We start from the raw sequence: 20,868 nt of genomic DNA, 5'->3' as shown, positions 1-20,868 counted from the left end.
GTTAATCATACTCTGTACTGTGTTTAAGAGTTCACTGAATCACAACTACCCGGAAAGCCCTCGTTTCTGCCCGATTTTGGGGTCTTAATAGATGACCGGCGCCTGCCATCATTTAAGCCCCGCTCCGGTCTTCATAGATGACCGGTTTTCGGCACAATAGGCTGTTCCTTCGATTGCCGGTGCAAAGATACAAAATTTCAAAGGCGAAATCAAGTTTTTATCGAAATAAGATGGTAAAAATGGCGTAAGTGCTTGATACATAGTGATGTAAGTGAATACTGTTTTTACGCATTGCTTGCAGGAGGGGCTTGAAGGGGATTCTGATGCAGAAGATGCTGAGGGCGAAAGCGTGTCATTAAGGGTCAGTGTCATTAAGGGTCATTAAGAAAAATGGGAAATGTCATTAAGAGCTATAGTATAATATAAATAATTATTTATATTATACTATAGGGGGATTTTGCGCCCCGAAAACCTTAATGACCCTTAATGACACTGACCCTTAATGACACGATAGAGGATTTTGATTTGTTTCTTAAGATGAAATGTTGTGTTGGTATAATGTGTTGATAAACAACAAGATATAGTCTGTTTGTGAAAGCTGCCTTTTCTAAGAGTTGTATCTTTAAAAGCTATAGATTCACTTCTTGTTTCCCATATTATCCCTCCATCCTTTGTCTTTATATTGAATAAAATTGTTATGATATTTCTGGATTTTCCTTGTTTCTCAAGCAGAAAAACCTCATTTTCCATCTTATTTTGGCCGTTCTGAGGGGGTGAAAAATGCCTTCTGGGCCTCATTTATGCCTTCAAAACCACTTTTCCGTTAAATAACGTGATAAAATTTGGTAGTTAGCCAGGTTTTTAATAACTTTGCTTTTGCGAATGCTGAGAGGCAAGCCCCCTTTGCACGAACTTAAATAAAATTTCAATTGTTTAAATGATAATGTGTATGCATAACAAATTGATTATCAAGGTTTTAGGGGGGGTAATTTTGGCTCGTCAAAATTAACCTCAAATCATCGTGTACTTATTAAAGGACGAATAGCAGCGTGGATTCAGGCGCTGGTATTCGTCCTTTTTGCGTTTTCATTTTCCGCCTGTTCGAGAGATGAAAATGCAGAAAATTCGGGGGAAATCGACTACAAAACCCAAATTTCAGCCCACGAATGGGCGATTTCCGAGGCTTATCAGCGTGTTGGAAACCTTACTTTAGATGTAGATGCGGGGGCTGTCTATTGCCAGTTCACCGCCGATAGCGTATATTTCAACGTGGAGAAAACGGTAACAGAGATTGATGAGGAGGGCAAAATCCTGCACACCTCTACCCAGCTTTCTCCCTGCGGAAACTATGCCTATACCATCAAGAATGATCAGATAACCATCGACGATCAGACATTCAAAATAACCAGTAAAGACCAGTCCATCCTTCTCGAAAACGAGAAGTGGAGACTCGTGCTTATCAATAAATAACTGGTGTTTTATATATAAATAATGTGTAAATCCAATAGACAAAGATAAAAATGGCAAAGAAACAAGATACCATCAGCATTGGTTTTGAAGAGAAAATATGGAAGGCTGCCGACATTTTGCGAGGCAGTCTCGATGCATCTCAGTACAAGGGCGTGGTGCTCGGACTCATCTTTCTGAAATACATCAGCGACCGCTTCGACCAGAAGTTCCAGGAGCTGCAGGGCGACGAATACGCCGACCCGGAAGATAAGGACGAATACACAGCCGAGAACATCTTCTACGTGCCTGCTGAGGCTCGATGGAGCAAGATTAGTGCTGCTGCCCACACACCGCAAATAGGCGTGGTGATAGATGAAGCGCTCATCGCTATTGAGCGTGAGAACGATAGATTGAAGAATGTTCTGCCCGGCAATTTTGCCCGTCCGGAACTGCCTAAAAACAAATTAGGTGAAGTCGTAGATCTCTTTACCAATATAGAAATGCATGATGCTGGCGAGGAGAAAGACCTCTTGGGCAGAGCCTATGAATATTGCTTGCAGAAGTTTGCCTCTCAGGAGGGAAAGAACGCTGGTGAGTTCTATACGCCTTCCTGCATTGTCCGCACACTGGTGGAGATACTGGAACCTTATGAGGGTAGAGTCTTTGACCCTTGCTGCGGTTCGGGCGGTATGTTTGTGCAGAGTGCCAAGTTTATAGATCGCCACAAGGGAAACCTGCGTAAAATCAGTATCTACGGACAGGAATCGAACCCTGATACTTGGAAGATTGCACAAATGAACCTTGCCATCCATGGTTTGGAAGCGAATCTGGGTAGAGTATATGCAGACAGTTTCTTAGATGATCAGCACCCTACGCTGAAGGCAGATTTCATTCTTGCCAATCCTCCTTTCAACCTCAGCGACTGGGGACAGAGTGCGCTTCAGGAAGATGTGCGCTGGCAGTATGGTTTGCCACCAGCTGGCAACGCCAACTTTGCATGGATGCAGCACATGATTCACCATTTGGCTCCAAACGGAAAGATAGGTTTGGTGCTGGCGAATGGTGCGCTTTCGAGTCAGAGTGGCGGCGAGGGACTGATTCGAGAAGAAATCATTGAAGCCGACCTGGTAGAGGGAATCGTGGCTTTGCCTTCGCAGCTATTCTACAGTACAGGTATTCCTGTAAGTCTTTGGTTTATCAGCCGTAACAAGGCGCAGAAGGGTAAGACCGTGTTTATCGATGCCCGCAACCTGGGCACGATGGTTACTCGCAAGCTTCGTGAGCTGATGCCTGATACGGACATCAAGAAGATTACCGACACCTTCCATGCTTTCCAGCAGGGAACCTTGGAGGATGAAAAGGGCTTCTGTGCCGTATGCACCACCGAGCAGATTGCCGAGCAAGATTACATCCTGACTCCTGGAAGATACGTAGGAATCGCCGAAGATGAAGGCGACGGAGTGCCTTTCGAGGAGAAAATGACGAATCTCACCGAAGAGCTGAAACAGCTGTTTGAGGAAAGCAAGAAGCAGGAAGAGGAGATTAGAATGCAGTTGAAGAAAATTGGATGGGAGGTTTAAGAGTATGGAACTTTTAAATGAATATTCAGGGCTTTTCTCTTTGTTGGCGGTAGTGGCGTCTGTGGTTGCAATAGTTGTTTCTGTTGTGATTTTCAATAAACAGAAGAAAGAGCAAGAGAAATACTACAACAAGCAGAAAAAAGATCAAGAATACTTCTATCTGAAGCAGCAACAAGATCATCTTCAAGACTTGCAGGATGAATACGAGGCTATAGAAAGCAACTCGATGTTTCCGATGAGTCTTGCTGAAAGGGAGTATTATGGCCGGAAAAAATATTTAGAAAAGAAACTGAGGAGGGAATAGGATGGAGTGGAAAGAAGTAAGATTAGGGGATGTGTGCAACATTATTACTGGTTTTCCCTTCCCTGGAAAGAAATATTCCAAAGAAGGAATTCGAGTTGTTCGTGGAGATAATGTGACAATAGGTAATCTTCGATGGGATACGGAAAAAGATAAGCGTTGGAATGAACCATTCGATAAAACTGAGTATTATTCCTTACAAGCTAATGATATAGTTATAGGAATGGATGGCTCAAGAGTGGGGAAAAATAAAGCAAGAATCAAAGAGGAAGATTTACCATTATTACTTGCGCAACGAGTTGCATGTGTTAGACATAACGAACTTGCAGAACAGGATTATTTGTATTATAACATTTTTAGTAAAAAATTTATTGATTATGTTAATTCTATACATACAGGTTCTGCGATTCCTCATATCTCACAAAAACAAATTGAGGATTATAAGATTCTCTTACCGAATCTTGAAACACAGCGCCGCATTGCTTCCATCCTTTCTTCTCTCGACCGGAAGATAGAGTGGAACAACAAAATCAATGCTGATTTGGAGGAGATGGCGCAGGCTATTTTCAAGAATTGGTTCGTTGACTTTGAGCCTTTCAAGGATGGTAAGTTCGTGGATAGTGAATTGGGAATGATTCCGGAAGGTTGGAATGTAGGAACGCTGGGTGATTTTTGCAATGTTTTTACAGGCAAGAAAAATACTAATCAAGCGATAGAGAAAGGCTTATATCCCTTTTTTTCATGTGCTCCAGAGCCATTAGCTTCTAACGATGCAATATTTAACGGTAAAGCCATTATAATAGCTGGAAATGGAAGTTATACAGGAAGAACTATGTTCTATAATGGAGGTTTTGATTTGTACCAGCGTACATACGCTTGTACTATCAGAGAACAAGATAAAGAAAATCTTATGATATTCTTTTATCACATGATGAAACAGTTCTTTGAACCTGTAAAAATGGGAGGTACAAGAGGGTCATCTATTCCTTATATAGTTATGGGTGACATTACTCAGCAAAAATTCCCATATTCTGAGGAAAGGTTGATTCGGTTCTCTAATATTGCGAATTCTATGATGGATAGAAAATTACGTATAGACAAGGAGTCCTCCCGCCTCTCCCTTCTCCGCGACACCCTTCTCCCTCGCTTAATGTCAGGGGAACTGGAAGTCCCGGAATAAGAAGAGCAACGAAAGAAAATAACGAGAAAGAAAATATTAAACTAAAGTTTCGCAAGTGGTTCAGGTACGGGCTGAAGGCCCAAAAGCTCCTAGCCCAGGGCAACGCCCTGGGTAAAATGGCAATAAGGAAGGCGCCCTGTAAGGGCAAAAGCTTTGTTATTCGCCTGGTGTTTTGAAAGCTTTTGCCCTTACAGGGCGATGACCTTGCGCACATGAACCACCCAGGGCGATGCCCTGGGCTAGGAGCTTCTGCCCTTTCAGGGCGTGTGGGGCTTACTTACGACACTTGTATATAAAAAATATCATTATGGCAGACGACAAGAAATTCACCGAAGACGCATACGAGCAGACGCTCATTGCCCTGTTCCGCGACGAACTCGGCTATGCGTACGAATGTGGCTACGAGGTGGAGCGCAACTTAAAGGAGCCTTTCTATCGTGCCGATTTGGTCGCCTCGATGCGACGGCTTAATCCTGAACTGCCAGCCGATGCAATGGATGAAGGAATCAAGCAAATCACCAACATCAGCATCGGTACTTTAGAACAGAACAACGAGCAGTTTACACTCTGGATGCAAAACGGTCTGGAGGTGGGATTCCTGCAGGATGGCGAAGAACGAACAGCCCTGATGAGGCTCATCGACTTCGAACACCCCGAAAGAAATCTCTTCAAGGTGGTGAACCAGTGGCGAGTGGAAGAGTATAAAAACAAGCGCTGCGATATGGTGGTGATGGTCAACGGATTGCCCCTCGTGGTGGTGGAGCTGAAAAGCGCCATCTCCGAAGACGCATCCATCGACGATGCCTACAAGCAGATCAAGAACTATCAGCAGAGCATTCCAAGCCTCTTCAGCTACAACGCCTTCAACGTAATCAGCGACATGAGCGAGACACGTGCCGGAACCATCACCGCCAAGCAAGACCGCTACATGGAATGGAAGACCATAGACGGCTCATACGAGTCAACCCTCTTTGCCGACTATCGCACCTTCTTCCTCGGCATGTTCCAGCAGCAGCGACTGCTTGACATCCTGCAGAACTTCATCTGCTTCGACAAGAACCAGGGCAAATACGCCAAGATTCTTACCGCCTACCACCAGTACTACGCCGTGGGCAAAGCCCTGCAGCGCACCCGTACCGCAGTGGAAGGCAACGGAAAAATCGGCGTATTCTGGCACACGCAGGGGTCGGGCAAGAGCCTCTCCATGGTGTTCTACGCCCACCAGCTGGTGCAGCGACTACCCGAAGTAACCATCGTGGTGGTAACCGACCGCAAGGACCTCGACAACCAGCTCTTCGGTCAGTTCTGCCGCTGCCAGGACTTCCTTCGTCAGGAACCTCAGAACGCCCAGAGCCGCGAAGATCTGGGCAATCTGCTGCGTAACCGAAAGAGTGGGGGAATCATCTTCACCACCATTCAGAAGTTTGAAGAAGGCGACTCGGCTCTCTCCACCCGCCGCAACATCATCGTGATGACCGATGAGGCGCACCGCTCGCAATACGGCGAGGAGCACTGGGACAACAAGAGTCTGACGATGAAGAAGGGATTCAGCCAGAAGATGAGAGAAGCCCTGCCAGGCGCCTCGTTTATCGGCTTCACCGGAACGCCTATCAGCGACCGCGACAGAGACACGGAGGAAGTGTTCGGTAACTACATCGACGTTTACGACATGAGTCAGGCGGTGGACGATGGAGCCACCCGTCCGGTCTATTACGAGAGCCGTGTGGTGAATCTGAACCTCGATGAAGACACGATGAACCTGTTGAACGATGAGTTCGACAACCTAGCCGATGAGGGAGCCACCGAGGAGCAGATTAAGCAGGCGAAGCAGGAGCACAGCCGACTGGAAGTGCTCCTGGGCGAAGACGCCACCATCGACACGCTGGTAAGGGACATCATCCAGCACTACGAGCAGAACCGTGCGCAGGAACTCACCGGCAAGGCAATGATCGTAGCACTGACCCGAAGCATCGCCATCAAAATCTACCGCAAGATGCTGGAGCTTCGCCCCGAGTGGACGGAAAAAGTAAAAGTGGTGATGAGCGGTTCGAACCAGGACCCCGAAGACTGGCAGCCGATTATCGGCAACGAAGCCTACAAGAAGGAACTGGCAAGAAAATTCAAGGACAACGACGATGAGATGAAAATCGCCATCGTAAGAGACATGTGGCTCACGGGCTTCGATGTTCCGTCGCTCGCCACCATGTACGTATATAAGCCGATGAGCGGTCATAACCTGATGCAGGCAATAGCCCGTGTAAACCGTGTGTTCCCGGGCAAGGAAGGCGGACTGATTGTGGATTACGTAGGCATTGCGCAGGCGCTGAAGAGTGCCATGCAGCAGTACACCAACCGTGACCGCCGCCGCTTCGGAGACCCCGACATCGCCAAGACCGCCCTGGTGAAATGGAAGGAGGAGATGGAAATCTGTCGAGACCAGTTGCATGGTTTCGACTATTCCGGCTTCTTCGAGCCAGACAATACGAAGCGTGCCTTCGCCATCACGAGCGGAGCCAACTTCCTGAGTTCTCCAGCCATGGTTCAACGCAAGAAGAATTTCATGGAGCACAGCAATCTGCTTCACAACGCCACCACGCTCTGCCGTTCGCTTCTGAATGAGCAGCAGAAGGCGGAAGTGTGCTACATGGATGCGTTGCGCGTGATGATGCTCAAACTCTCGCAGAAGGGTAAGATCAGCCGCCATGAAATCAACGAGCGCATCGGCGACCTGCTCCGTCAGAGCGTGAAGACCGATGGAGTCATCAATCTCTTCGGCGACCGCCAGATAGAGTTCTCGCTCTTCGACGATGCCTTCATCCAGGAGGTGAAGAACATGAAGGAGCGCAACCTGGCGGTGGAACTGCTCACCAAACTGATGAAAGAGAAAATCAAGCAGCAGCAGAAGACCAACGTGGTTCAGAGCGACCTCTTCTCCGACATGCTCAGCCAGAGTCTCTCCAACTATCTGAAGGGCTTGCTCACCAACGAGGAAGTGATAGAGGAACTGTTGAAGATGGCTCAGCAGATGAAGCAGGCTGAGGAAGAGGGCAACGACCTGGGACTTTCGCCCGAGGAGAAGGCATTCTATGATGCGCTCTCCACGCCCGAAGGAGTGCGCCAGGCTTACTCCGACGAGGAGTTTGTGGCACTGACCAGGGAACTGACGGAAGTACTGCACCGCAACCGCACCATCGACTGGAACCGGAAGGAATCAGCCAGGGCGAAGATGCGAGTGATGGTGAAGCGACTGCTCAAGAAATACAAGTATCCGCCTGAGGGTGCAAAGAAGGCGCTGGAAACCGTGATGCGCCAATGCGACCACTGGGCGGACGAAGAAGAAAACGTAGTATAAACCCTTTAAAATTTGAAGTAAGAAACAGATAGTAAAAAGATAATAATCATAATACGATAGACGCTGATTATCTGACACTTCTACGGTATTCAGAACCTGCAAATTCAGAAATTCGGTAAGAAGACGGTGACAGCAAGGCGTCCACTCCTCTACGGCGTGGGCTGTACTTGTTTGTACCTTGCCGAAGGTTCTTGCAGGTACCTGAATACCGGTGCTTACAGGGAACACCCACGCCGCTTTTTTTACAACTATAATTTCAAACCTATAAAATCATGGACGACGAACAAGAAGTGCACTTGAAAAAGCTGGAAGGTCTAGTTACCCGCTTCAATGTTTGCTTCCGCCTTTTAGGAAAAGAAGAAGACGAAAACAACAATGAGGAATTGATAGCTGCTTGGAAGCTGATCTTACGTAATCATGTAAGAAAGATTTTCGATTTACTAAAATCACTAAAGAGAGAAATAGCATGGTCTTTGCTGGATGATAAGAAGGAGAGATTCTATCAGATTAAAGTAGAATTAGAACCTACGCTTACCTCCTATAAGGATTATGAAGGCGAAGAAATGCGCAAAATGATTAATGACATCATCCTTTTGGCTGATGAGGGCTTTCATGGTTTCAGACAATCTTTTGTCAATGATACCTATTGCGAAGACCTTTTCCAGAAGGAAATTGATAGATACCGCAAGGAGAATGAAAATCGACTGGAGCGTATTTACAAGCAGGACAGCCAGGATGAGGCTTTCTTCTTTCCGGATGAAACCCAACTTAAAAACCATATGTTATATAACCGAAAAGAGAAACTTTTCAATTCTCAGTTCGGTGTAGTTTTTCACAATAACGGCAGGGACATTAAGATGACTGTGGGTTTTATTCTTGGAAAGAAGGAACAGACTTACGATAATATCAACGATTTTCTGGATAAGTATGTTTCTTACCAGATAGCCCAGGAGCATTGCGAAATCAAGAAGGAAAACATCTTCCAGAACATGGTTTTTAAGGAGAATGTGGATGTAGATAAGCTGATGCTTAAACTTAAAGACTTAATCGAAGACAATACCCTCTGTGCACAGAAACATTGGTTTATCGTCTATAAGGTTTTCTTGAGCAAGAATTGGCTGAAGAAGTCAACCCAGCGCCTTTTCGTTGACCAGATTAATTCTGCTTTCAGCACTTTATTAAAATGTTCTACGGACGATTTTCATGAGATAAATGGTTATTTCAAGCATAATGATTTCACGGAATGGACGCTTGCTGACTGTGCTGCGCCTTCATGTTGCGAGGCTTATAGAGAGATTGCGGATAAGCTGGACTTAGAATTTCAAGAGTCTAAGTACGCCAAGCCTGGAACCTTCATCAATGCAAGAAAGATAGAAAAGTTCAGATAGTATCCCCCAAAGGTATCCCCCAAAATTACAAAGTATATCCCCCACATCCCCCAAACGGATTCGTGGGGGATTTTTTTTACCCTTTTGTTTGGAAATCTCACTACTTTTGCATCGTCGAAGAAACAAGACAACGCCGAAATGGTTTGGTGATCTTGAAACAACTTCCGACTACTTTATAATATGAATACTCAGATTATGAGAGTGGTGAAGCAGGGCGAGGCTTTTGCCGTGCAGAGCCAGAAGAGCGAGAACGGCCAGATGATGAAGTGCAACATCGTGTTGCAGGAGATGGGCGGCAAGTATGAGAACCAATATGCTGCCGCCATGCTGGGCAATATGGCGCAGTGTAAGTTTGCTCCAGGAGCATTGGTTGCAGTTACGCTCCGATTCACGGCTCGTGAGTATAATGGGCAGGTTTATCAGGATATCCTCGTTACGGATATTGAAAAGCTGAAGGGATAAACAGAAGTTTTAGTTATTAACTGAGTTGGGACTGCGGAGGATCTTCCATGGTAAAGCGCGCAAAAATCCACACGTTTCTTCTCGCAAAACAATTCAGAATATGAAGAAAAATGTAAACAAGCAGCAGGTGAATAATGGTAGCCAGCACGTGCAGCTGGGTGGTATGGCTTTCTATGACGAGAGCAAGTGTTTCCTCTTTGCGCCTAATGAGCATGGAGGACGAGAGAAGGTGCCGGGATTCCGATCACAGGGCGTTGCCCAGCAGTTGACGGATGGTACTTTTGATTTCGTGGTAAAACCACGAGTACGTTCTCAGTCTGTACTGATCAGAAAGCTGGCTCACGGACGATTGAGCAAGACCAAGGATGGAGCTATTCAGCTCACTTTGAAGGTGTTCTGTGATGAAGGAATCAATATCGGCAGCGCTCTGGTGAAGGAGGCGGAAGAGGCTGCGGATGCTTTGATAGAATATCAGTTGAAGCGATAAAAGAGGTTCAACTAAAAGTATTTGATGTTCAACTTAATAATAGTAGGTAGAAAAACATAGATGAGCTGTTATTTGATAAGGGTGGAGAACGGGCACAAGGTTGCCCGCTCCATCACCTCGCAAGAGGAATATAAACTGATTCGTGGAAGCTATGAGCAGAAAGCTAATCTGCGACTGGCTCGCGAAGGAAATGATGGGGCGAAGCGAAGATTGGTACAGTTTAATTATTCCGGACATTATCCGCAGGGGGTAGTGAAGGGTATGAAGCTGCCAAGCCGGGCTTTCGGCTTCGATTTGGATGATAAGCAGGATTTCGAGAAGGCGGCCAAGCTGATGCTGCAGGAGCCTGAGAAATATGGTCTGCTGATGCTGGAACGCAGCGCACGACAAGGCGGTCATGCGGTTTGCAAGCGAGAAATGGGCAAGACGATTCTCGAAAATCAGGTTAGAATCGCCAAGATGCTGGAGTGCGAGATGGATACTTCGGCTCACGACATTAATCGTGTCTATTTCACGACTTCAGCTGATGCAGAAGACTTGCTTTACTTGTCTCCCGAACTCTTCAAGGATGATTACGATGAGGCTGCCGTGGCAGCTGAAGGCAAGGTGCTGGAAGAGCGTGAGAAGTATGGACAGGAGGAGCTTCCGCCGGGGGCGCATAAGGCGAACAAGCATTACAAGCCCTGGTTGGAGAATGTTGAAGAGAAGGCTTTGGATTCTCAGATGAATCTTGGGAATCAAGAGAATCAGAAATCTTTTGAAAATCAGAAGAATCAGAGTCAGAAGAATTCTCAAAATTCTTCTAAGAATCAGGCTCAGCTTGCTTCCGTTTCATCCTCATCTCCTTCTTCATCCATCTCTACAGATTACCTCGGAATCCCGTATTCTGAAATCATCTCGAAGTGGTGGCAGATGTATAATGACGGTCATGAGCCAGTTCGCTCCAACCGCAACACTTTGACCTTCGAGCTTGCCGTGAACCTGCGCCACATCTGCGGCTTCGACCGCAGCCTCATGGCTCAGATCATTCCCTGCTATGATGGTTTTCCCGAGCAGGAGAAGATGGCTTGCATCAACTCGGCACTGAACGAGAAGATTACCCAAATGCCTAAGCGACTGAAAGATGTGCTTGCTGCCATCCGACAGGAGAGAATGAAGCTGGGGGCAGGAAAGGGCGGAAGTTCCGAAGGCAGCGATGCGCTGGTGAATGCGCTGGACGAGGCAAATGCCCAGGACGATCTGTTTTATTACAACGCCCTGCCCAGAATGCCGCTGGGCGTAAGGGATTCGCTCGATGCGGTGGGGCCCGCACTGGCAATGCCGGTGATTACCGCCATCTGCCCAGCCATCGGAATGCTGGCTACTGGCGTCAAGGTGTCTGTTCACGGCAAGATGAACTCGCTGAACCTCATCTCCTACATCGCCGGAGATTTCGCATCCGGTAAGGGAAGTATTGACCCCGTGATTGATGCTTGGACTTCGGAAGTGAAACAGATGGACAAAATGTATCAACAGCAGGAGGACGAATGGCGAGCCAAGAAGCGTGCAGCTAAGAACAAGAAGGAACAGCCGGAAGAGCCGAAACTGCCCGTAAGATGTCTGACGTTGAACAATACCGTGGCAAATCTTGCAGAACGTCTAGCCAATACCGAAGGCAAGCATGCCTTCTCGTTTACCCCGGAAGCCGACACCGTGGCGCAGAAATGGAAATCGGCAATGAGCGACTTCTCCGTAATGCTCCGACAGGCGTATGATGGTACGAGTTACGAGCGTGAGGCTAGAAGTGCAGAAGCCGTGAATGTCCATATTGACAGACTGTTATGGAATGTAGTGATGTGTGGAACGCCTGATGCGCTTTACCGTGTGGTGAACAATTATACGGATGGTTTTCAGAGCCGTATTACCGTGGCAAGAACCCCGGACAATACGTTTACTCCGCTTACGGATAATCTGTATGTGCTTACCGATCGCCAGCGCAACCGCATCATCCAAGTTGCCCATCTGCTGCCTCTGATGGAAGGCGACGTGGTGCTTCCTAAGCTGGAAGCCAAGGGTAGGGAGTGGCTGGAACAGATTCGCCTGGAGACCATGAAGAATGATGACAAGGTGAAAGCCCGTCAGCGTTTTCGTATCTGTCCTACCACGATGAGAATGATGACCTGCATCCTGCTCTGCAAGGTGGCAGAGACGTTGATTCAGAAGCACGGTTTCCAGGGAGCGGAAAGGCAGTTGAAGCAGAATCCGCTATTATGGAAGGAAATGATTGTCAAGATGCAGACGCCTACCATGCTCGCTGTGTTCAATGTTCTTGCAGATTACCAGTTGGACAATGCGCTCTATTTCTTCCGTAGTCGTATCGAGGATGCTTTCTCTTCGAGAGACTATTGCGGACAGTCGGTTTACGACCGTTCTCGTAGAGGTAGAAACGATTCCATCTTTGAGCGTCTGGATGTGACCTTCTCCTTCGATCAGGCTCAGCAACAGAGCATTTCCGTGAAAGGGGCAAATGCTACTCACGAGTCAGTGAAGCAGATGCTGAAGAACTGGAAGCAGCAGGGCTTGATAAGCGTTTTGCCGGACAAACGTTATCAGAAAGCGTCACCCACCGTTTAAAACGTGTCATTAAGGGTCAGTGTCATTAAGGGTCATTAAGGTTTTTCGAAATCTTGAACTTCTTAATGACTCTGACACAAGTATTAATTTTTTTTAAATATTATCATTATGTATATTCATATATTTCGCCGTCGCTTCACTCCATGGGGTGTGGATGGCACAATGGTTATCAACGGAGTAATTATCTGCGGCACAGTAGAGCATCCTAAAAATTACCTGCATGCAGGCGATTATTTAATTATACCAGAACCTATCAAGTTCAAGAAGAAGATAGGGGTGGAGTACAAGAAGAAGCACCATAAGAAAGAGAAGGAATTTAAGACAGAGATCGTAGAGGAGTATAAGACCATGCCTTTAATTCTTAAGGATTATTCTTCGTCGTATCCGGTGTCTCGTAAGCCTTATATCACGGCTGGTGTAGGTCCGCTGGCATTGAAGCATGGAAGCATAGTAATGGGCAAGTCTTTAATGTCGGGCGTTGTAGCTTACGATGGGGAACTTTTCAAGAAGTTTTGCAAGAAGATTAATGAGTTAGCTGATGAAAACGAACAAATTGACTTGCATATCAAAGACTTGGGGGAGGAAGAAATTCCCCTAAAGTATCTGGCTTTTTTTCCCAGGTAAAGTTTTATAGTTAACTGTATTTTAGCAAGCGGTATCTATTAGTTAATTCTGCATTGTACATTATAAATTATTATATTATGCGCAAGATCAAGGAAATCATCATTCATTGTAGCGCGACCCGAGAAGGTTGCGACTACACCGTAGCCGACATCGACCGTTGGCATCGTGAGCGTGGCTTTTTCTGCATCGGTTATCATTTCGTGATTTACCGTGACGGAAGCATCCACGTGGGCAGATCAGTAGAAGAGGTGGGTGCCCACTGCAAGGGTCACAACACCGTGAGCATAGGAATATGCTACATCGGCGGCCTATCCCAGGATGGCAAGCCGAAGGATACCCGAACCCCACAGCAGAAGGCTGCGCTGAAAGCGCTTATAGAACAGCTGAAGGAGGAATATCCCGAGGCAACGGTTCATGGGCATAATGAGTTTGCCGCCAAGGATTGCCCTTGCTTTGATGTCAAGGAGGAATTTGGCTAACAGATAGGGAACGCACTGCGTTCCCTATTTTTTGTTATCTATTATTTGCTGATGTAATATGTGGATGTTGCTGATAGTATAGACTGATTTGTGTTATCTAAAAACTAAGGATTATGGCAAAGATAAAAGTTGAAAATACAGAAATATCTGTTGTTAATGTTCAAAATGAGGATTATATCTCTTTGACCGATATGGCACATAGCCAAATGCAAGAGCATATTATATTTAGATGGATGAGCCTCAAAAGTACAATAGAATATCTCGGTGAATGGGAAAAGCTATATAATCCGAATTTTAATTGTACCGAATTCGATACAATTAGAAATGCAGCAGGAAGCAACAACTTCGTGCTTTCTGTAAAGGCATGGATTCAAAGAACAGGTGCAATAGGCATCATGGCAAAAGCTGGTCGATATGGTGGAACTTATGCTCATCGAGACATTGCGTACCACTTCGGAATGTGGATTAGTCCTCGTTTCCAACTTTTGTTGGTAAAAGAGTATCAACGTCTTAAAGCTGATGAGCAGAACCAATTGGCATGGTCTGCCAAGCGGGAACTATCTAAGATAAACTATCGCATTCACACGGATGCTATCAAAGTAAATCTCATTCCTGCGGAGGTGACTCGTGAGCAAGCTGCTATGAAATATGCTGATGAAGCGGATGTACTCAACATCGCCATGTTCGGTATGACTGCGAAACAATGGCGTGAGCAGAATCCCGACAAGAAAGGAAACATTCGTGACTATGCCAGTATCAATGAGCTTATCTGTCTCTCAAATATGGAGAATCTCAATGCAGTGTTTATCAATGACGGCATGGCGCAGTCTGAACGACTAATCAAGCTCAATCAGATAGCCATCCAGCAGATGAGAATCCTTGAAGATACAGGCGGAAGAAACTTATTAAAATAAAGATGAATATGGTGCAGAAGAAATACTCAGACGCAACACGTGATAAACAGATAGGGAACGCATTGCGTTCCCTATTTTTGTTATCTATTACTTTCCGATGCACCATACGTAATCAGCTGAATATCAGAAAATTAACATAGTTTTGAGCCATATGGTAGCCGGGCTAAAATATAAGGGTTTTTATCTCCTTAATTATCTGATATTCAGTGCTTTTTAGTCCTACTTTCCTACTTTTTTCAAGTATCTTTTTAAGCCCTTTTCTACGCCTTCACTTTCCCACGCAAATAATGAATGTCATTGATTCTCAATCGGTTAAGTACTGACGTGCTATTTGTGAGCCGCTTTCCTTCTGAATGAAAAGAATGTTGATTATCAGCTACTTACGATTTTCGTATTTTCACTTGGTTTCACTTGATTTCATTCATTTTGTATGTTACTTATCTTTACAAACCCCCATTTTTAGGGGTTGAAGATTTAACATATTTAACCTTTGTAAACACTCAAAATCTGCATTTTCGTGCTAAAACGTGGTTTTTTATCATTTTTGAGAGGTCGGCTTTTATCTGAATAAATCTGCCATCGTCAGCTGGCATTGGATGTCATCAGAATAGCCGCCCGGCGCAAGTCCATAGGAGGTGATCATCGTGATGAGTACCGTTTTCTCGGTGCCTGTTTCCCTGATGAAGGTCTCCCTTCGGTTGCGGATGCGGTTGTCCTCTTCTTCTGTAATAACGTAAGGGGCGTTGGTATATTTCATCTCACAGAGATTAATTGTATCGTCATTTCTGTCGATGAGCATATCTATCTGTGCTCCTTTCGTCAGCGTCTTGCCGGTGACAGGGTCTTTTGTTCCTTTATATGACCAGGAATGAACGCTGCTCACGACGGCTGAGAAGCCGAGGGCTGCCTTGATCTGGTTGATGTGCTGCATGCAGACACGCTCAAATGCTCTTCCTGCCCAACCGTAATGGATGGATGAACCTGCGGATGAAGACCAGAAATGCTCATCCCCATTGGTGTTCTCCGATATGAAATCGAAGTAGAATAGGGTGTAGTTGTCTATGAGCTGGAAGGTCGCATCCTTCGTCTTCTTGCCGATGGCTGTGAACTTGCGGATGAAACCGCATTGCTCCAGTTCCTGCAGCGCTTTCGAGAAATCTGCGTTGTCTGAGAGTTTCGACGCTTTCAGCAACTCTTCTCTCAGCAGACCCTGTTTCTTCTTGGCAAGTGCTGTGATGATTGCTATATGACAGCGTGGCTTCTTGAATAGGGAAGCGTAGAGAGCATCAAACTCTTGTGTAAGTTCTCCACCTGGCTGGAAAAATATCCGGTCGAAATTCTGTGCCACGCTCATTCCTTTTTTCAGGAAGCTCCAATAGTATGGGATTCCTCCCAAGGCCATGTAAGCTTCGAGAATCTGCCTGTCCTTATAGCCCAGATTCTTCGCTTCGCAATACTGCTTGCACTCTCTGAGGGTGAATGGTTGCAGCAGAACCTTGCATGTAAGACGGTTGTGAAGGCCACCATAGTTCATGACCACATTGTCGATGATCCATGATGTGGCGCTTCCGCAGATGACCAGGATAAGGTCTTTTCTCGTAGAAGCCCATGCGTTCCAGAAATGGTCGAGTGAACGGACGAAGTTTGATTTAACCGTGTCCATCCAGGGAAGTTCATCGATGAAGATAACCTTCTTCTCCTCGTTTTCAGGGAACGTATTCAGGAAATTCCACAGCAGTCCAAATGCCTCAGACCATGTCTTGGGCATTGCGCATTTTCCCATTCCGGCAAGATAAAGAGATTCTCGAAAGTCGCTTAACTGCTGCCTGCGAGTGGCTCCGTAAGTGCCGGTATGCTGGAAAACGAAATGGTTCTTGTAGGCCTCTCTGATAAGAAAGGTCTTGCCGACACGTCGTCTTCCGTAAACAGCCACGAATTGTGATTCATCAGAACTCATCAGTCCGTGGAGTGTTGCTATTTCATTTTCTCTGCCTATTAACATATCGTATTTCTTGTTTTATTCTCTATTTATTTTTGTGGCAAAGATACAAAAATATATCGATAAGTCGTGGAAATGTATCAATATTTAACAGATTTCCACGGGAAATCGTAACTTTTTCGGTTTTTTGCACTGAAAAGTATGTGGCTCAGATTTTTTTAAACCTATAGCAGTCTGTATTTACCACTTCATAGCCTCCTTAGGAAGCAACGGAATGGCTCCATAGCGCCCTAATAGATAACCCTTGCGAACGTCTTCACGAGGCTTGAATTCTGCCAAGGATGTAAGATGAGACGCTCCATCCTTTCCCTTCTCGACAAACCAGACTTCATCAGCTCTGATAAGGTCGAGGTTGAGCAGGTTACATTCATGGGTGGAGAAGATGAGCTGAGTGTCTCTTCCTGACTCCAGTCCTGAGAAATAGCACTCTAAGATTTTCTGCGAGAGCATCGGGTGCATACTGCGGTCAATCTCGTCGATTAGATAGTCAACTTCATTTTGCTTCAAATCGATGAGCATTGGAATGAAGTCGAGCAATCGGATGCTGCCATCTGATTCTTCGCTCAGATCAAAAACAACCTCTGTGCCGGAAGTAAGATTCCGGTGAACAGCCTTCAGCTTGTAAATTTCATATCCTCCGTTGGCATTTACCTCGAAAAGAAGCATTTCGCCTCCAACTGTGGCAGCCATGCTGTACGCCTTGCCGTTCTTGGCCTTGCTGAGTATGTTGTCAAGTAAATCGGAAGATAAGTTCACATCTTCCTTCTTCATTTTATACAGCCGCACATCTGAAATGCCCGTGTTGAAGTAGGCAAGAAGCGAGCGTGTCGTTTCTTGTAGCTCATCATTGTTTTCAGTAAGGAAAGAAATTCCCTGCAGGCGTGTGCTTGGGAAGATGATCTTCAAGCCGTCTGCAAACCAGTTCTTGGTCATGCGTATGGTTTCAAGTCCCTTGCCGTTTCGGCGTACATACTCTGAAAGGAAGCTGGAATCGGAAGGAGTACTGTGGGCGATGAACTTCAGCAGCATGGATGTTTCTTCATTTCCATCCACCTTGCCAAACGTGAACCCGTTGCCGTCAGCTGTAACCTTTCTGGTGAAAACTTCCTTGTCAGTACGGCTGTTGATTTCAAACAGCCATTCCTCCTTGATTCCTCCGATGTTGAACTCCATGCCATAGGCGAAGCACTTACCCTTGGTCTTGAACTCGATTTCTACCTTAGAGTTTTTCTCTTCGGTATCAGCAAGCTTGAAAGGTTCCACCTTGCTTTGCGGAAAGCTTCCATTGGCAATCTGCTGGAGCAGTGCAATGGCCTTGATAACGTTACTCTTTCCGGAAGCATTGGCTCCATAAACGATACCAGCCTTCAGCACAGAAATATCGTCACGCTTCTCTGCACGGGAAACATGAGACGGATGTGCGTTGCTCTTACCTGCCACAAAGCTGATTTGAGTCTCATCCTTGATGGAATATATATTTTCAAATGTAGCTCTAAGTATCATAACAATGTCATTTTCTTATTAATACTGATGCAAAGATAAGCTTTTTCTTCGAAAAATGTGTTTGTTAATGTCGAATACTTGCAAAATTCTTGCATGTTTAACACATGTTAGTTGGTTCGTGGCTTAGTCTCTTATCTAATCGTTATGATTATGTTCTGGTGTTGTACTATAATAAATGTAAATAAACCTTGCAGATAAAACGGGTTAGGTTGCTAGTTAAAAAAGGATAAATGTAGGCGAGCATTTCAACCACGTGGTTGAAATGCTTAATTTTGTATTTGCTTGTGATTCTTTAAATTATGACTTTAGAGAATTGCAAAAATGGACAACTTGTAGAAAAATTTGGATAGTTCAAACTGGAGGAAGCTATAGTGTTAAACATACCTCGTTGTTTAATAATTTCGATTTTAATATCGATATGGATCTTACTTCATCTCTTTGGGTCTGCATTTCCATAAAGCCATAGGGTGACTTGTTATTCGTTCAACGATTGATCTTTCATTAAATAGTAGAATATGTGTCAATGTTTAACTAAGTTCTATGAGAAATAGCCACGATTCTCACATTTATCGGTATTCTGAGGTGACATATTTTTCTTTTTATAAAAGAAAATGCCGGAAAAAGTTGGTGGTTTCGAAATATTTCATTATATTTATAATTAAAAACTTTTAAGGAAGTAATTTAAAATTCAGAGAATATGGCAATCAAGGAAAAGAATGGAAATACGTTCCCTCATGAGCTATTCAAGGTTGGTGACTTAGTCACATTTCAATGGGATGATACGTTGAAGGAAGGCATTGTCTTAGTTGTAGATGCTTATGGTACATTTGAATCTCCCAATATTCCTTCTTATGATATTATGGTTGAGAATGAGAATATGTTGTATAAGCATGTAAAATGCGATTTGGTAAAATCGAAAATTAAAAGATAATGTGTCGATAAGTCGTGGAAATCTATTGAAAAACGATAGATTTCCACGACTTATCGGTATATATTGCAGGAATTGGTTATTAGTATGCAATATTTCTAAAGGCAAAATAACCAACAAAATATAAGTGGAAGATTAAGGTTCTAGCACCCATCTTGATTCTTTTCCATATGGACCTATTGCCGATTCGTTAGTAATATAAGTCATGCCAAATTTTACTTTTGTAGCCATAGCTTTACGAATAGACGTCATTATCTGATCCTTTGTAAAACCGCATTCTGAATAATTTTGAAGTGCTAATTCTACCGCACATTTTTGAGCTATAACTGCATTTCCTTTGGTATAGTAATCCACTACCTGTTCGTCTGTAAGTTCGTCCACGGACTTAACAGAACATTGTTTTAGATATTCTTGTATATTCATACTGATAAATTCTTTTTCTCAATTACACAATCCTCTGGTACATAAAGCTTCCATCGACATAAATAGGTGTCAGAATCGCCTGTGGAGGTTAGACGCTTGGTGTGCAAGGCACCTTTCGAGCGGCACATTTCTATGAATTGGTCGCTTATGTGATGATGCTCTTTGCTATGCTCCAGGATGAATCCTACCTTTTGATAGAGGAATGCTTTATTGTACAATGCCAGATACTTTTCGAGTTTGGGCTCATCAAGCAGTGATATTCCTTCCATGCAATGAAGCAATTCCTCAATGCCTCCAGCACGTTCTATACGGTCACAGCAGTCTATGACTGTTCGTTCCAAATCAGTTACATGTACATAAGGATTTCCCTTGGGAGTTATAACGCCATTTTCCGCAGTTGGTTCAAAAGGGGCTGCATAATACACAAAGTCTATTCCTTCAAAAGCAAAATCTTTGAAGCGGCTTTTGCTTCCAACATAGGCGTTGTAGAAAGGTTGGTGGGCAACTCCATGTAATTCAAGGGCTGTGTGCCAACCAACATATGAAGATTCTGAAATCTTGGAACTCAACTCGAACTTGTCACACATGGGAGCATCTGTCGATGGATCAATAGTGACGTACATGTTTCGTCTAATGGGCTTCAGAACTTTCTGCGATTGCCATCGGGATATGGCCGTGGATGTTCCTGCATGAGATAATTTCATTTCACGCATCACATCTTCAAAGTTGAAGATCCTCATCTTGTATAAAGCCGTAAAAGTTGCCATTTTTGCATCGAAGTATTTATATATGAATAACTTTGTGCAAAAATAGCAACATTTCTTCAGATATCCAAATGTTTAAGCAAGAAAAACGAATAATTATACTATTTTTAGAATAGACCAACGAATGTTGTCAACCTTGCTCCATTTGGTATAACTATTCTTGCATTTCAGCAAGGAAAAATAGATTCTCCCAAAATCCTTGACTATATGTTAATAAACAAGTTTATTTCGGCATATATACATATATGGTTTTCTTAAACTTGTAAACTTCCTGGTTTGAGAGGTTAAAAATCGGTAGAGGTTTACTATTTGAGTTTGAAAGAACATGTATATATACATGGGTAAACTTAAACCTTAAACTTGTATGCGCCGTAAGCTTTTCCATGGTTGCTCTTTGGCTGGTTCAGGGCTTTGCCTTCTTC

At 44.6% G+C, this 20,868-nt stretch carries 17 protein-coding genes; 13 read left to right on the top strand and 4 right to left on the bottom strand.

Annotated elements, in window-relative coordinates; genetic code table 11:
* Window positions 1-1,269: 1,269 nt before the first annotated feature.
* The 12 genes from DW657_RS09465 to DW657_RS09405 all read left to right on the top strand — a co-directional run bounded on the left by DW657_RS09465 (window position 1,270) and on the right by DW657_RS09405 (window position 14,829).
* Window positions 1,270-1,470 carry a hypothetical protein gene (locus tag DW657_RS09465; RefSeq protein ID WP_118312313.1) on the top strand — a complete coding sequence of 67 codons (201 nt, stop codon included), beginning with the start codon at window positions 1,270-1,272 and terminating at the stop codon, window positions 1,468-1,470.
* A gap of 50 nt (window positions 1,471-1,520) precedes the next feature.
* Window positions 1,521-3,029, top strand: a complete 1,509-nt coding sequence (locus DW657_RS09460; RefSeq protein ID WP_118312312.1) for a class I SAM-dependent DNA methyltransferase — start codon at window positions 1,521-1,523, stop codon at window positions 3,027-3,029.
* A gap of 4 nt (window positions 3,030-3,033) precedes the next feature.
* On the top strand, window positions 3,034-3,333 hold the full coding sequence (locus tag DW657_RS09455) for a hypothetical protein (protein WP_118312311.1): 300 nt from the start codon (window positions 3,034-3,036) through the stop codon (window positions 3,331-3,333).
* Window position 3,334: 1 nt separating this feature from the next.
* The gene (locus DW657_RS09450; RefSeq protein ID WP_118312310.1) at window positions 3,335-4,510 is read left to right on the top strand and encodes a restriction endonuclease subunit S; all 1,176 of its coding nucleotides are present in this window, start codon (window positions 3,335-3,337) and stop codon (window positions 4,508-4,510) included.
* A 307-nt stretch (window positions 4,511-4,817) separates the two neighbouring features.
* Window positions 4,818-7,862, top strand: coding sequence for a type I restriction endonuclease subunit R (locus DW657_RS09440; RefSeq protein ID WP_118312309.1), 3,045 nt, complete (start codon window positions 4,818-4,820; stop codon window positions 7,860-7,862).
* A gap of 272 nt (window positions 7,863-8,134) precedes the next feature.
* Complete coding sequence (locus DW657_RS09435) at window positions 8,135-9,250, top strand: hypothetical protein (RefSeq protein WP_117664265.1); 1,116 nt, start codon at window positions 8,135-8,137, stop codon at window positions 9,248-9,250.
* A 180-nt stretch (window positions 9,251-9,430) separates the two neighbouring features.
* The gene (locus DW657_RS09430) at window positions 9,431-9,712 is read left to right on the top strand and encodes a DUF3127 domain-containing protein (protein ID WP_118312308.1); all 282 of its coding nucleotides are present in this window, start codon (window positions 9,431-9,433) and stop codon (window positions 9,710-9,712) included.
* Window positions 9,713-9,812: 100 nt separating this feature from the next.
* A complete protein-coding gene (locus tag DW657_RS09425) occupies window positions 9,813-10,199 on the top strand; it encodes a hypothetical protein (RefSeq protein WP_118312307.1) in 387 nt (128 codons plus the stop codon).
* 60 nt (window positions 10,200-10,259) lie between these two features.
* Window positions 10,260-12,812 carry a DUF3987 domain-containing protein gene (locus DW657_RS09420; RefSeq protein WP_118312306.1) on the top strand — a complete coding sequence of 851 codons (2,553 nt, stop codon included), beginning with the start codon at window positions 10,260-10,262 and terminating at the stop codon, window positions 12,810-12,812.
* Between the two features lie 108 nt (window positions 12,813-12,920).
* Complete coding sequence (locus DW657_RS09415; protein WP_118312305.1) at window positions 12,921-13,436, top strand: hypothetical protein; 516 nt, start codon at window positions 12,921-12,923, stop codon at window positions 13,434-13,436.
* Between the two features lie 77 nt (window positions 13,437-13,513).
* Window positions 13,514-13,915, top strand: a complete 402-nt coding sequence (locus DW657_RS09410) for an N-acetylmuramoyl-L-alanine amidase (RefSeq protein WP_118312304.1) — start codon at window positions 13,514-13,516, stop codon at window positions 13,913-13,915.
* Window positions 13,916-14,028: 113 nt separating this feature from the next.
* The gene (locus DW657_RS09405) at window positions 14,029-14,829 is read left to right on the top strand and encodes a KilA-N domain-containing protein (protein WP_117664293.1); all 801 of its coding nucleotides are present in this window, start codon (window positions 14,029-14,031) and stop codon (window positions 14,827-14,829) included.
* A 559-nt stretch (window positions 14,830-15,388) separates the two neighbouring features.
* Here the strand turns inward: DW657_RS09405 and DW657_RS09400 are convergent.
* Together DW657_RS09400 and DW657_RS09395 are read right to left on the bottom strand one after the other, a co-directional pair.
* Entirely contained in the window at window positions 15,389-16,831 is a 1,443-nt protein-coding gene (locus tag DW657_RS09400; protein WP_118312303.1) for an ATP-binding protein, read from the bottom strand.
* A 177-nt stretch (window positions 16,832-17,008) separates the two neighbouring features.
* Window positions 17,009-18,331, bottom strand: a complete 1,323-nt coding sequence (locus DW657_RS09395; RefSeq protein ID WP_118312302.1) for an ATP/GTP-binding protein — start codon at window positions 18,329-18,331, stop codon at window positions 17,009-17,011.
* Between the two features lie 697 nt (window positions 18,332-19,028).
* On the opposite strand from DW657_RS09395, the gene DW657_RS09390 reads away from it, so the two are divergent.
* The gene (locus tag DW657_RS09390; RefSeq protein WP_118119337.1) at window positions 19,029-19,262 is read left to right on the top strand and encodes an ABC transporter; all 234 of its coding nucleotides are present in this window, start codon (window positions 19,029-19,031) and stop codon (window positions 19,260-19,262) included.
* Window positions 19,263-19,394: 132 nt separating this feature from the next.
* Here DW657_RS09390 and DW657_RS09385 read toward each other — a convergent pair whose 3' ends face one another.
* Window positions 19,395-19,682 carry a hypothetical protein gene (locus DW657_RS09385; protein WP_118312301.1) on the bottom strand — a complete coding sequence of 96 codons (288 nt, stop codon included), beginning with the start codon at window positions 19,680-19,682 and terminating at the stop codon, window positions 19,395-19,397.
* Entirely contained in the window at window positions 19,679-20,449 is a 771-nt protein-coding gene (locus DW657_RS09380; protein ID WP_118312300.1) for a hypothetical protein, read from the bottom strand. The genes DW657_RS09385 and DW657_RS09380 overlap by 4 nt, the downstream gene beginning before the upstream one ends.
* Window positions 20,450-20,868 lie beyond the last annotated feature (419 nt).

Source organism: Prevotella sp. AM23-5, assembly GCF_003473645.1.
Classification (GTDB): Bacteria; Bacteroidota; Bacteroidia; order Bacteroidales; family Bacteroidaceae; genus Prevotella; species Prevotella copri_A.
Note: the sequence above shows the minus strand (reverse complement) of the source record. Positions and strands in the feature narration are given on the sequence as shown.

Coding starts and splice junctions, on each gene's coding strand:
- DW657_RS09395 (WP_118312302.1), bottom strand. CDS start 18,331: ATGATACTTAGAGCTACATTTGAAAATATATATTCCATCAAGGATGAG.
- DW657_RS09420 (WP_118312306.1), top strand. CDS start 10,260: ATGAGCTGTTATTTGATAAGGGTGGAGAACGGGCACAAGGTTGCCCGC.
- DW657_RS09400 (WP_118312303.1), bottom strand. CDS start 16,831: ATGTTAATAGGCAGAGAAAATGAAATAGCAACACTCCACGGACTGATG.
- DW657_RS09460 (WP_118312312.1), top strand. CDS start 1,521: ATGGCAAAGAAACAAGATACCATCAGCATTGGTTTTGAAGAGAAAATA.
- DW657_RS09390 (WP_118119337.1), top strand. CDS start 19,029: ATGGCAATCAAGGAAAAGAATGGAAATACGTTCCCTCATGAGCTATTC.
- DW657_RS09415 (WP_118312305.1), top strand. CDS start 12,921: ATGTATATTCATATATTTCGCCGTCGCTTCACTCCATGGGGTGTGGAT.
- DW657_RS09440 (WP_118312309.1), top strand. CDS start 4,818: ATGGCAGACGACAAGAAATTCACCGAAGACGCATACGAGCAGACGCTC.
- DW657_RS09450 (WP_118312310.1), top strand. CDS start 3,335: ATGGAGTGGAAAGAAGTAAGATTAGGGGATGTGTGCAACATTATTACT.
- DW657_RS09410 (WP_118312304.1), top strand. CDS start 13,514: ATGCGCAAGATCAAGGAAATCATCATTCATTGTAGCGCGACCCGAGAA.
- DW657_RS09425 (WP_118312307.1), top strand. CDS start 9,813: ATGAAGAAAAATGTAAACAAGCAGCAGGTGAATAATGGTAGCCAGCAC.
- DW657_RS09405 (WP_117664293.1), top strand. CDS start 14,029: ATGGCAAAGATAAAAGTTGAAAATACAGAAATATCTGTTGTTAATGTT.
- DW657_RS09380 (WP_118312300.1), bottom strand. CDS start 20,449: ATGGCAACTTTTACGGCTTTATACAAGATGAGGATCTTCAACTTTGAA.
- DW657_RS09430 (WP_118312308.1), top strand. CDS start 9,431: ATGAATACTCAGATTATGAGAGTGGTGAAGCAGGGCGAGGCTTTTGCC.
- DW657_RS09455 (WP_118312311.1), top strand. CDS start 3,034: ATGGAACTTTTAAATGAATATTCAGGGCTTTTCTCTTTGTTGGCGGTA.
- DW657_RS09385 (WP_118312301.1), bottom strand. CDS start 19,682: ATGAATATACAAGAATATCTAAAACAATGTTCTGTTAAGTCCGTGGAC.
- DW657_RS09435 (WP_117664265.1), top strand. CDS start 8,135: ATGGACGACGAACAAGAAGTGCACTTGAAAAAGCTGGAAGGTCTAGTT.